This window comes from Polluticoccus soli (assembly GCF_029269745.1).
Lineage (GTDB): Bacteria > Bacteroidota > Bacteroidia > Chitinophagales > Chitinophagaceae > Polluticoccus > Polluticoccus soli.
The window spans coordinates 254,223-267,259 of sequence record NZ_JARJHT010000002.1 but is presented as its reverse complement, the minus strand read 5'-3'; the positions used below and the strand labels follow the sequence as shown (position 1 = coordinate 267,259).

Annotated in this window: 9 protein-coding genes; 5 read left to right on the top strand and 4 right to left on the bottom strand. The window is 46.1% G+C overall.

The window, feature by feature from the left end:
- Positions 1-45: 45 nt before the first annotated feature.
- Together P2W83_RS11750 and P2W83_RS11745 are read right to left on the bottom strand one after the other, a co-directional pair.
- Positions 46-2,298 (bottom strand): T9SS type A sorting domain-containing protein, encoded by a 2,253-nt coding sequence (locus P2W83_RS11750; RefSeq protein ID WP_276133930.1) that lies wholly within the window; start codon positions 2,296-2,298, stop codon positions 46-48.
- Between the two features lie 88 nt (positions 2,299-2,386).
- Positions 2,387-3,211: an SDR family oxidoreductase gene (locus tag P2W83_RS11745; protein ID WP_276133929.1), complete on the bottom strand. Its 825-nt coding sequence runs from the start codon at positions 3,209-3,211 to the stop codon at positions 2,387-2,389.
- Positions 3,212-3,382: 171 nt separating this feature from the next.
- On the opposite strand from P2W83_RS11745, the gene purE reads away from it, so the two are divergent.
- From purE to P2W83_RS11725, 4 genes are all read left to right on the top strand, one after another.
- A complete protein-coding gene (gene purE / locus P2W83_RS11740) occupies positions 3,383-3,838 on the top strand; it encodes a 5-(carboxyamino)imidazole ribonucleotide mutase (protein WP_276133928.1) in 456 nt (151 codons plus the stop codon).
- Positions 3,839-3,906: 68 nt separating this feature from the next.
- Positions 3,907-4,935, top strand: coding sequence for a PhoH family protein (locus tag P2W83_RS11735; protein ID WP_276133927.1), 1,029 nt, complete (start codon positions 3,907-3,909; stop codon positions 4,933-4,935).
- 53 nt (positions 4,936-4,988) lie between these two features.
- On the top strand, positions 4,989-7,871 hold the full coding sequence (locus tag P2W83_RS11730; protein WP_276133926.1) for a DUF7948 domain-containing protein: 2,883 nt from the start codon (positions 4,989-4,991) through the stop codon (positions 7,869-7,871).
- A 111-nt stretch (positions 7,872-7,982) separates the two neighbouring features.
- Entirely contained in the window at positions 7,983-8,351 is a 369-nt protein-coding gene (locus P2W83_RS11725; RefSeq protein WP_276133925.1) for a hypothetical protein, read from the top strand.
- A 117-nt stretch (positions 8,352-8,468) separates the two neighbouring features.
- On the opposite strand, the gene P2W83_RS11720 is transcribed toward P2W83_RS11725, so the two are convergent.
- Positions 8,469-10,430, bottom strand: a complete 1,962-nt coding sequence (locus tag P2W83_RS11720; protein WP_276133924.1) for a KUP/HAK/KT family potassium transporter — start codon at positions 10,428-10,430, stop codon at positions 8,469-8,471.
- Positions 10,431-10,580: 150 nt separating this feature from the next.
- Here P2W83_RS11720 and dusB point away from each other — a divergent pair, with 150 nt between their 5' ends.
- Positions 10,581-11,585, top strand: a complete 1,005-nt coding sequence (gene dusB / locus P2W83_RS11715; protein ID WP_276133923.1) for a tRNA dihydrouridine synthase DusB — start codon at positions 10,581-10,583, stop codon at positions 11,583-11,585.
- Between the two features lie 433 nt (positions 11,586-12,018).
- On the opposite strand, the gene P2W83_RS18680 is transcribed toward dusB, so the two are convergent.
- A complete protein-coding gene (locus tag P2W83_RS18680; RefSeq protein ID WP_420831807.1) occupies positions 12,019-12,627 on the bottom strand; it encodes a T9SS type A sorting domain-containing protein in 609 nt (202 codons plus the stop codon).
- Positions 12,628-13,037 lie beyond the last annotated feature (410 nt).

Genomic DNA, 13,037 nt, shown 5'->3' with positions numbered 1-13,037 from the left:
GTTAACTATTAAACATCAAAAGATTTAACGGGTTATAACTGAGTTCTACTCCTTCACAAACACTCCTTTGAACTCGTTCTCGCCAGTATTAACAATGCATGTGTAAATCCCGGACGGAAGCATCGACACATCAAACTCTATAGTCTTGCCTGAAGCAGAGAATGACGCCGTCACCAGTCGTCCCAAATTGTCAACCAGGCGGATACTTGAAGATGTTCCCAAATCAGCTGCAGCTGTCATTTTCACTCTATCCTTTGCAGGATTAGGGTAGATCTGCAGTCCACCTTTCTCCTTGGCTAGTTCATCAACTTCTTCAACAAACACCTGGCGATATGCGAATACGCCGCCCCTTCCGTTCCCAATAAAGAGCTCGAACTTGTTGTCATCAAACATGTCTGCAAAGCTCACCGACGAAAACTGTCCCGGTATTTTAATATCAGAGTACAAACTGTCCTCGAGCTTATAGGGCGTTGAGACATTGCCATTCTCGAAACCCGAATACCTGTATATAGCACCCGTGCCGCTGCCTACCATCAGGGCGTGAACTCCAGAGTTGTCAATAGGGCCTATGTATGGTGCACTATAGCCAAATCCCATATCGGGCACTACTCTTACATCTCCGAGTTTATTGGTTTTATACTCTAGGCTGATCTGCCCTGTGGCACCTATGTTTTTATAAAATGTCAGGTATCCAACTTCTGTTCCTACAACGAGATCATTTTTTCCGTCTTTGTCGATGTCATATATAAAAGGTGTTGCATTTTTACCCACGTTAATTTCCGTACCATCTGATCCTTTCAGCCTGGCGTGCCATAGCTGCCAATCGGGTTGTGCTACTGCGCTCGACGCATGATTCTTGAAACATATGATCGAACCATCATCCCGGCCCGCTACCAGCTCGTCCATTCCGTCTCCATCCATATCTCCAATAGAGATCGCAGCACCCTTTTCGGGATACGAACCGATGTTCAGAAAATCCCTCGTTACCACTTTAAAAGAAACATTAGTGCCTGTAGAAGTATTCTCGAGGTATATTATCGATGTTTTATGTGTGCCACCGGGCTGATATAACCAACCTCCTATGAAAAGATCCTTTTTACCGTCTTTATTATAATCGTACACGGAGGGGTATGAACGGGATCCAGCATCTATCATGTCTTCAACAAGAAATGAATCGGTTTGGTAAGTAAAGGCAGGAGCGGTCTGACTACCTATATTTCGATAGTAGGCTGCCGAGCGGTAATTCTCATCGGCCTGGGGGGCAATAACAATGTCATTGTCGTTATCGTCATCTATGTCCAACCAATAGCCGGTAGGAAACGATGCCATGTGAAGTTTATGTCCCCCGGTTTGCCAGACGGTGTCTTGGGCTATCATTGTATCGACTGGATAGCCATGCTCCACTTTACCGTTTTTCAGGAATTGGATATCGGCAAATTTGTCCTCGCCTACTAATGCATCATAATCGCCGTCTCCATCAGCATCAAACAAACAGATCGCAGTGCTGCCACCGGTAGTTTTTGCCTCCTCTCCAGGCATTTTCAAGCCAGAATTGTTGCAAGACACGCCTAAAACAGACTCTCGTACTTCTGCATGACCAACCTTTCCCCAGCACCAGTCTTTCAACTTAAATTTTACCGTATCGCAGGGAAGCGATTCCTCCTGTCTCACATCTTTGTAAAGGTGAAACGTTCCGATCGATAACGCGACAAAATCAAGGTCGCTATCACTATCTATATCAGCTACTCCGGGTATATCATTGCTATTAAAAGGTAGAGGAGCGGGATTAATGCCCTTTTCATAGATCACCCTGCAGTTTTGGGTTGTCCAGTCGCCGCTTGAGTTATAATACCCATCGCAAATATTCAAGAAAATGTCGCCATAAATAAGGTCAGGTATCTTGTCGCAATTGTAATCAAGCATCTTCATCACCCTTTGAGGGTATGGTACCAGATACTCGTATTGTGGAGCGTATGTATACTGGGGATTACCGGGCGTGCCTGAATTAAGGAAGGTTTTTATGTTATTTGAAATGGGTAGCAACAGTGGATTGACATATTCGGCTTTTTCAAAGATCACAAGGTCATTTTTGCCATCATGATTCAGATCTACTATTGCAAATTGCGGATGATTCAGTCCCCCACCCCAGGCCATAGGTTTGTCAATACTGTTCTCCGTGACTTTTATACGAGATATGTAATCTCCATCAGTTCGAAACAGGCGCTTATCTGCCTGTGCACAAACTTTTGAAGCTAAAAGAATTGAAGGAAGCAGGAAAATAGTGAATGGGGATCGCATTCGGTCTCTTTACATTAAAAGACAATGAATTGAGACACGGGGTTGGCATCGAATTATTATTAATTCAAAATTAATCTGCGACCATCTCCTATTTCTCGTTTCTGTACTTATGCAGCGGAGAATTGGGCTCGTTCAGGAAATGCTTGTACACCAATTTATCTGCAAAGCCTGCGAACAACTTGTTCAGCCAAACGGTCAACTTTCCCTGCCCGGTCATAATAACGGTACGTTTCCGCTTCTTGACTGCGTCTAGAATAATACCAGCGCACTCTTCTGCGCTCATCAATTTGCCCTCGTCCAGCGGTGTCTCTCCCTGCGATGAGCCATCAGCGCTACGGGCTACATTTCGAATGTTAGATGATGTAAAGCCGGGTGATACCCACATAACATGTGCGCCAGTCTCCAGCAGCTCGGTACGCAGCGCTTCCAGGAAGCCCTGCATCGCAAATTTAGAGGCCGAATAGCCGGTACGGGCTGGCAGTCCCCTGAATCCTGCAATAGATGAGACCCCAACAATAACTCCTTTATTTCTGCGTATAGAAGGTAGTGCGTATTTGGTGCAGTATACCGTGCCCCAAAAGTTGATGTCCATTAGCTCCTTTATCACTGAAATATCGACATCCTCAAATAAGGCACGCATGGTAATACCTGCATTATTGATAAGTACGTCTACCCTGCCCCATTTGTTCAAAGCCGCTTCTATAAAGGCTTTGCAGTCGGCTTCCTTGCTTACATCAGCCGCCATGATCAACCGGTTGTCATTTGTCTGTCCAAAAGCTTCTGTCAACTTTTCGGCATTACGACCGCAAACGGCTATTTTTGCGCCCTGATCGGCGGCTAAGAGGGCAAGTGCTTTACCAATGCCCGAAGATGCACCAGTTATTACAACGACTTTGTCTTTTAAGGTATCCATAGCTGATCTCTGACGGTCAAAGGTAGTTTGTAAACATCACTAATAATAAACCAAAAACAGCGCGAAAACCTAGCAAAAGATATACACAAGAGTTGATAACTATAGCGAGGGCGCACTGGGAAATAACAAGCTTAATATTTTAATTTCATAACAGTAAAAAGTACACAAAGAATGAAAGTACTCATTATTATGGGGTCGCAGACCGACGAAGGCGTAATGTCTGAATGCCACAATTGGCTTAACTGGTTCGGTATCGAAAACAACATGGTAGTTGCTTCAGCACACCGTAATCCTGACAAAGTAAGGGAACTGATGGTGACTGCTAAAGAAAACGGTTACGGCGCAGTAGTAGCAGCAGCAGGCATGGCAGCAGCTCTGCCAGGCGTGTGCGCAGCCTATACATCACTGCCGGTTCTGGGTGTTCCCCTGGATGGTGGCCTTCCTGGCGGTATCGACGCCCTTTACAGCATCGTACAAATGCCTGCTGGTCTGCCTGTAGGTACCCTGGCGGTAGGCAAAGCCGGTGCCCGCAACGCGGCAGTGCTTTGCGCACGTATGTTCGCTCTGTCTGATAGCGCAATCGCGGAGAAGCTTGAAGCGTTCAAAGACGGCGGATACCGTATTTGACAATAGCTTAACAGCGCCGCGGCACAATATTTTCTAATTTTATTACTAACCATAAAACCTGGAGCAAATTGACAGAAGCAATCATCAACCTGGAGACGATCAACCCGATCGAGTTTTTTGGAGTAAACAACAGCAAGTTTGATATTCTGAAAAAGAAATTTCCTCTACTGAAAATATTGTCTCGGGGCAGCCAAATAAAGCTATCCGGCCAGCCCGATGAAGTAGAAAACGCACAAACACGCATCAGCCAGGTAATAAAATACTTGGAACGTAATGGCCACCTGTCTGAAAATTACTTTTCAGAGATACTGGGCGACGATGAGACCGGAGAATCAACGATAATAAAAGATGACGTCAACAACAACGACATCCTGGTTTTTGGCCCTAACGGAAAAGTGATCAGGGCAAAGACACAGAATCAGAAATTGCTGGCATCTGTATCGGAGAAGAATGATATCATATTCGCAATCGGTCCTGCAGGTACAGGTAAAACCTATACCGCAGTGGCGTTGGCAGTACGCGCTCTGAAGAACAAAGCGGTACGTAAGATTATTCTGACGCGTCCGGCGGTAGAAGCAGGCGAAAGCCTCGGTTTCCTGCCTGGCGATCTGAAGGAAAAGATCGACCCGTATCTGCGTCCGCTATACGATGCACTGGATGATATGATACCATCGGATAAGCTGAATTACTACATGGCTAACCGTATCATTGAGATCGCACCGCTGGCATACATGCGTGGTCGTACACTGGATAATTCGTTCATCATTTTGGACGAAGCTCAAAATGCTACCGACCTGCAGCTGAAAATGTTCCTGACGCGTATTGGTGCATCTGCGAAGGCCATCATTACCGGTGACCTGACGCAGATAGACCTGCCGAAAAATCAAAAGTCAGGTCTGGCAAAAGCCAACAGGATATTGCAGAACATTGAAGGTATAGCACATATACACCTGGATGAATCGGATGTAGTGCGCCACCGACTTGTGAAGCATATCATTAAAGCTTACGACAAAGAGCAGGAGCGTGAAGAAGCTCGCGAGCTGGAAAACAAAAATCAATACAGAAATCTTGGAACCAATAAAGAAAAGGAGTCGTAAGACTCCTTTCTTTTTGCCTTGACTGTTAGCAGCCGATATTATAACTTCGGCTAATGAGAAAGTTCTGCATTTTACTATCAGCCCTTTGCCACCTGATTCTATACACTGCTGCCGAAAACAGCCTACAGTTTGCATTTATTGAGAACAAAGGCCAGATCATTGATCAAAACCGCCTGGCGAATTCTCAGGTTAGATACCTGTTAAACACTCCCGGGCTCAATGTGCAACTTCGTGCTAATGGATTTAGCTACGATGCATACACCGTCACTACGGCTAGCCAGCCACGATTGACACTCGCTTCTGATGCCCATAAACTATCCAGAAATCCAACCGATGCCTGCGCATATCGCTTTCATAGAATAGATGTAAACTTTGCCGGAGCCAATCCCAACCCGCAGATGATCGCTGAATCACGAGCTGACGATACTATCAATTACTATAACGAAACTGGCTCGTTTGCCAATATCCATCACTTCCAAAAGGTCACATATAAAGACCTCTACCCCGGCATCGATCTTGAATTTGTAATGGGCGCAGACAGCAAAGCGGTTGAATACAATTTCATTGTACATCCCGGTGCAAATGCATCAGTAATACAACTACAATATTCGGGTGCAACAAACACAGCGCTTGCACAAGGGAAAGTGGTCATCCAAACAGCACATGGCATATTGGCTGAGAATATCCCTTCAAGCTTCCTCAAAGAAACCGGTGGGCAGTTGGATGTTTCATACAAACAAATAGCTCCAAACACATTCAGCTATTCCATCCCCTCATACAACAAAACCCAAACGCTCATTATCGATCCAACACCAGATATTGCATGGGGTACATACTACGGCGGAAGCGGAGATGATCGCGGTAACGACATTGTGATCAATGGTGGCGACCTGTATGTTACCGGAACAACTTTTTCACCGAACAATATTGCTACCACTGGCGCTTACCAATCAGCGATCACAGGAAATTGTGATGCGTTTATTACGAAGTTCGATCGGTCGGGCGTAAGGCAGTGGGCAACATACTACGGCGGCAGCGGTAGCGATCTGGCGTTAGGTGCCGCAACGATAAGTGGCGCTGTATGCATAGCGGGACAAACCAATTCTACAACAGGCATTGCAACAACGTTTGCAGATCAGACTGTTTTGGGTGGATCGTACGATGGTTTCCTGGCCAAATTCAACAACAGCGGCGCACTCCAGTTTGGAACCTACATTGGTGGAAGTGGTATTGAATACTCCAGCAGTGTTGCCATCAGCTCCGCAGGACCAGTGTCTACTATTTATGTCACCGGATCCTCGGCATCCAACACTGGTATCCCAATCACAAACGCGCATCAAAACTCAATGGCTGGCATTGCTGATGCATTCCTGATCAAATATTCGTTCACTGGCTTTCCGATATGGGGCACCTATGCTGGTTCTACCAATATCGACGAAGGATATGCGGTAGCAGCGGATGCTTCAGGAAACGTATTTATGGCCGGCCTGACCTATCAGCCTACCAATAGCAACCTAATTACCCCCGGAGCTCACCAAACTACATATGGAGGGGATACTACTGATTATTTTCTGCAGAAGTATAACAGCAACGGTTCACTTGTATGGGGAACGTATTATGGAGGATCAAAAGGGGAAGAACGTGTGGATGGAGAAAAGCTGGCGGTTGATGCATCGGGTAATGTATATTTTGCAGGGTCAACTTTTTCATCAAACAATATTGCAACTGCCTCCTCGCATCAACCTGCTCCCGCCATCGTTGGCGGAGAGGATGGATTCCTTGCTAAATTTAATAACACCGGCGTTTTGCAATGGGCAACATATTACGGTGGACTGGATGGCGACCTGATAAGCGCGCTTACAACAGACCAGAACGGAAATGTATATGCCACAGGATACACCTTCAGTCTCACGGGTATTTCAACAGCCAGTGCATTTCAAACCAACCTGAACGGCAGTAACCTCGACGCATTCCTTGTCAAATTCAACGGTGGAGGTGTACGCCAATGGGCTAGCTACTATGGTGGAACAGATATAGAAGTTTCAGAATCCATTGCAGTTGACACACAAAGCAATGCTTATCTGACAGGTTTCACATTCTCGCCGACAGGGCTGGCAACAACTGGCGCTCATCAAACAACCCAGGGCGGTGGCACCGACGCTTTTATGGCAAGATTCAGATCTTGCAACATCTTCTCGTTCTCGATAAACGCTACTATCAAGGATATTACTTGTAACGGTAAAACCGATGGCCTTATCATCGTAACGGGGATAGGCGGAATGCAACCTTATTTATACAAGTTTGGGTCTGTCGGTGGTTTCCAGTCTACCGACACATTTAAAAATCTTGCACAGGGAACTTACCCAATTACGGCAATGGACGACAATGGCTGCCTTGCAACTATAAATGCCCCCATCGGCGAACCGGTACCAATAAGCACACCAACATTAGCCGGCAATACCCTGCTTTATCAAAAGGACACTGCAACTTATGCAACACAAACACAGACAGGTGCCATCTATCAGTGGTCTGTCACAGGAGGAACTATCCAATCGGGTCAGGGCACAAAAGCCGTACTGGTAAAATGGACGCAGGCCGGGCCGGGCGAAGTAAAGATCAAAGTAAGCGGCAGCGCAACGTCGCTGTGTCCAGATTCAGCATCACTTACCTTATTGATAAATTTCCCCGACAACGTAAACGATATCGCTCAGCAACATGGCATAAGATGCTACCCTAACCCCGCTCATGATAATCTAACCATCGGACTAAGTGACGCACAAGCTGACGAATATATCCGGATAATAGATACGCATGGCAAGACGGTTCTTAAATTGCCTGCACGTCAACAGCAAATCATTGACATTAGCCAACTTGCTAACGACATATACACAGTCGTGACGGACCGTGGACCGAGAATACATTTTGTCAAACTATAGTATAACCGGCTTCAAACGTAAAGGGGGTATAAATACCCCCTTTACGTTTGGGCTAAATACGCTTTTTCAGCGCTCGCAGTATAACTAGGTTTGTACCATCAACTTATACTCATGGAACAAACCGTATTAGATGTACTGCCACCGCTGTCTTTACCTGATGCTGTAGGTATCTGCAATCACCTTCAATACCTGGTTGACGGATATTACGACCAATCTAATCCAGGCCTAGGTAAAATAGAGGCGTTGATCATTCACACCTACGATAAACGTGACGAAGTGATCGACGAATACAAAGCTCGAAAAATCACTCATGGAAAGATATACAGGGCACAGCGTCACAGACGGGAGGAGTATGATATTCTGCTTATCGCGCGCCTGCAGCATCCACAATTGAAAACCCAATTCGAGATATACAAGGATCTAAGGACTTATGCTGTAGAGCAATCGATTGATCTTCCACATCTTAGACCCCTTCAATAGTTGTCCGCCAGGGGCTGGCACGGTTTATTTTATAACGGCTATAGAAGCCGAAAATAACGTAGGCCGGAAAAGCCGATATTTATACACAGTCCCGTAGTCACTACGGGACTGCTCTTTTTATTCCTCTTCCAGGCGTTTTAGATTGATCTCGGAGGTTGGAGATACGATAATGGGGTACTTTTCCAGTGTGACATCCGAAGAATCGAGACCAAACGCACGTTCCTCAGATAAGCTTATTTTCTTCAGCATAAAATAGCCGCGCATCATCAATTTATCCCAGAATGGAAGCTCATTATCGCGCGACAGGAATTTCTCCATGATAATGAACCTGAAGTCTCCCATTACATTGTTCTTGCTCAGGGACTCGTAACGACTCACGATGTTCACTTCCTTATTCTGCACCATCTCTTCCACCACTTTCCTGAACATCATTTGTATCCTATGCTCCACACGGAAACCAAGGCGGAACTCGATCCTGACGATCTCGTTAGGAATGATAGTTTGCACTACATACTCCATAGTATACGGCTCATCCAAAACGTCTACGTGCACAAACCAGTAGATATCAGCTCTCTTGGGTTTACGGTAAAGGATCGAGAAAATGATCTTGTGCTCTATCTCTTTGGGATTATTTGCGCTGGTGAGGTACACCAAGTGGGTAGAGTACTTAGGAATGGTGCGGTCATTACTCAGTTCCTGTATGATTGGCACGTAGTCTTCCAGCCTCACAAACTCTACGTATCGATTCTTGATCTTACGGGCCTTGAACCAAACCAGCATCACCATGAAAATGGCACCTGCAGCTATCAAGGCCATATAACCACCATGCGGAAATTTTTCCAGGTTCGCTATCAGGAACGACATTTCGATTGTCGGAAATATGAGAAGATAGGCGGCTATCCACACAAGAGGCACCCGTCGTATGAACATGTAATACGAGAACAAGGCCGAGGTCATCATCATACACAGGGTAATTGCCAGACCGTAGGCAGCCTCCATACGTGATGACTTCTGGAAAGTCAAAACGATGATGACGCAACCCGCAAACAGCAGCACGTTGATACCCGGTATGAATATCTGGCCGCGTTCAATTGTCGGATAGTTGATCTTCAATTTAGGCCATACGTTCAGTTTTACCGCTTCACTGATGAGCGTGAATGATGCCGATATCATAGCCTGGCTGGCGATAATGGCTGTGATAGTGGCAATAATGATCCCTGCCAGCAGGAACCAATGTGGCATCAGGCTGTAAAATGGATTGGCGCCTTCCGATGACCAAACTTGTCCTTGATGGCCTAACAACCATGCCCCCTGGCCCAGGTAGTTCAATATCAGGCACAGTTTCACAAATATCCAGGAGATCCTAATATTCTGTCTGCCACAGTGCCCCATATCAGAATACAACGCTTCGGCACCTGTAGTACACAGGAATACGGCACCTAGTATCCAGAAACCACTGGGGTATTCAGAAAGAAGTTTAAACGCATAATATGGGTTAAAGGCTTTCAGAATAGCCAGGTCATCACTGATATGCGCGATACCTAGAACAGCCAACATTGTGAACCACAGCAACATAACAGGTCCAAATGCCTTACCGATAGAGGCGGTACCAAACTGTTGTGTAAAGAATACCCCCGTCAGAATGGTAATCACAATGGTCACGATGGACTGATCAGAAATATGGCTCATCAGGGGTATGTTCTTCAGCCCCTCTACGGCGGAAGTCACCGAGATGGGCGGAGTGATCATACCGTCGGCAAGCAGCGTGGCACCACCTATCATGGCCGGAAAGACTGTCCATTTCCCATGTCGTCGAACTAAAGCAAATAAGGCAAATGTGCCACCTTCCCCTTTGTTATCCGCCCTGAGCGTCAACAGAACGTACTTTACGGTGGTTTGCAAAGTCAGCGTCCAAATGATGCAGGAAAGACTACCGATTATCAACAGGTCGCTGATAACTTTACCGTTACATATTGCGTTGAAAACGTAGAGCGGGGAGGTACCAATATCGCCATAGATAATTCCCAGAGCTATTATTAAACCCGCCAGCGAGGCTTTGTTCAGATTTTTACTACCCACGGATGTTTGTGGTTATATCAATTACAGCGACCAAAGTTATGCCAAACACCATATAGTTGTTTATTCTTAACGCGTGATTAGTTAAAATGTTCATACAATAGGCCTTTAGGGTCATAAATAGCCGCCATATACGTAACTTTGCGGCTTCAAATGGCTAAGATCGGGCAAATAGAACTGGGCGAATTTCCTTTGCTTCTGGCTCCTATGGAGGACGTGAGCGATCCGCCTTTCCGGGCTGTATGCAAACAGCATGGAGCCGACCTTATGTATACTGAGTTCATTTCTTCGGAAGGCCTGATACGTGATGCCATAAAAAGCCGCCAGAAGCTGGACATCTTTGACTATGAGCGCCCTATAGGTATCCAGATATTCGGGGGCGATGAGGACGCCATGGCTATGGCTGCACGTATTGTAGACACAACCAACCCCGACCTGCTCGATATCAATTTCGGTTGCCCGGTAAAAAAGGTTGTATGCAAGGGTGCCGGTGCCGGTGTGCTGAAAGACATAGACCTGATGGTACGCCTGACCACCGCGGTGGTGCGTTCTACCAAACTGCCTGTTACAGTTAAAACCCGCCTGGGCTGGGACGACAGCTCGAAGAACATTGAGGAAGTAGCGGAGCGCCTGCAGGACGTTGGCATACAGGCTCTTACAGTACACGGCCGTACGCGGGTCCAGATGTACAAAGGTGAAGCCGATTGGAGGCTGATAGCCAAAGTAAAAGAGAATCCTCGCATACAAATACCCATATTTGGCAACGGTGACATAGACACTCCACAAAAAGCGCTGGAATATAAGAACCGCTATGGAGTAGACGGCATCATGATAGGCCGTGCTGCCATTGGATACCCCTGGATATTCCGCGAGATCAAACATTTCCTGGCAACCGGTGAAACCCTGGCCCCTCCTACCCTTGAGGAGCGCCTGGATGCCTGCCGTAAACACCTGCTGGGTTCTGTACAATGGAAAGGTGAAAAACTGGGCATACTCGAAATGCGCCGTCACTACGCCAACTACCTGAAAGGATTGCCACACATAAAAGATTTCCGCACCAGGCTGGTGACTACCGACAACCTGCAGGAACTGGAAGCAATCTTTGCCGACATAGCCACCCATTACGCCAGTCTCGAAGGCCAGGCTTTGGTAGCTTAGGCTGTTGGTGTTTTGTTTCACCATTCATAGTTTATAGATTTAAATCATATCGCAGAACACAAGCTGCTACTGGTTTTTTGCCTGAATTTGTTACAGTCTGTTGTCGTTTTCACAAGAACAACATCTGTACCGATCCATTGCCTGGTCTTATGTTCAGTTTTTACAAACCCGCCCCTTTCTTCCCCAGAAAGCGGGCGCGAGTGCTTTTACAAGCCAAATTGTTACAGATTGTTGCTGTTTTTTTAATGGTTTTCATGTGCAAAAGATGGTTTACAGTAGCTGGTTCAGAAAGCTATACAGTCAGAGTAGAAAACAACCAATCAAACATTACAAATATACAACTTTTTAACCATAATATCGCCTTTGGAAGATAGCAGATAGCATAAAAAGCCCCGCTATTGCGGGGCTTTTCAAACCATTAATAATTAGTCTATTATTTAACTACGAACCTCAGTGTCGACACTTGTCCGTCGATATTCAACCTTACCATATACATACCTGCTGCAGCATTCGCACCCAGATCGATGTTCGTGTTGAAATCAGAACCTTGCACTGGCACAGTGTTGCGGAATACAACCTGACCTACAGCGTTCAATACTTCGATACCTGCATCGCCGCTAGTCGCTTTTACTGAAGCCTTGATCTCAAACTTACCTTCGTTCGGGTTAGGGAACAACTGTATGCTTGTCGTATTAGCAGCTACAGATTTCACACTCGTTACCTCACTAGCCAATATAGAGTTGCTGAGTACGAACAAAGGATATGCGCACTGCTGGCTGGTACCTGCATAAACCGATATTTTATCGTTAGCGTTCAGGCTGGTAGTTGCATATGTATCACCAGTAGCACCGGGTATGTCTACATTGTTCTTCCTCCATTGGAAGGTTGGTTTGGTACCACCGTTAACCAGCGTAGCATAAAACGTATAGCCAGCGATGCTCTTATTACCTACGATGCTCACTTTCGCAGTGTCCGTTGCAAGAACTTCAACAGTTATTGGCGTTGACAGTACCGGGAACACACATACTGCGTTGCTCGCCATCTCACATGTAATAGCATCATTATTTACCAATGAGTTGCTGGTATATGTAGACTGTGTAGCACCTGGTATCGCGATACCGTTCTTAAACCACCTGAACCCAGGAGCGTTACCACCGTTTGTAAAATAGCTGGTGAACAGGAATGGTTCGCCCTGGCAAGCTACCGAGTCGTTGGTTACATATAAATTTACTGTCGCAGGTACAATGTTAGAAACGCTCATTGTAAGCTTATTGCTCACTGCGGGCACAGGGCTAGCACAGATGGTGCTGCTACGCATTTCACAAACGATCTCGTCGCCGCTAGCTATCACAGAAGTATACGTCGGCGTGTTTCCACCTACGTTCGTACCATTCTTTTTCCACTGATACACAGGACTAGCACCGGGATTAGAAGGCGCAGCTGTAAAGTCAA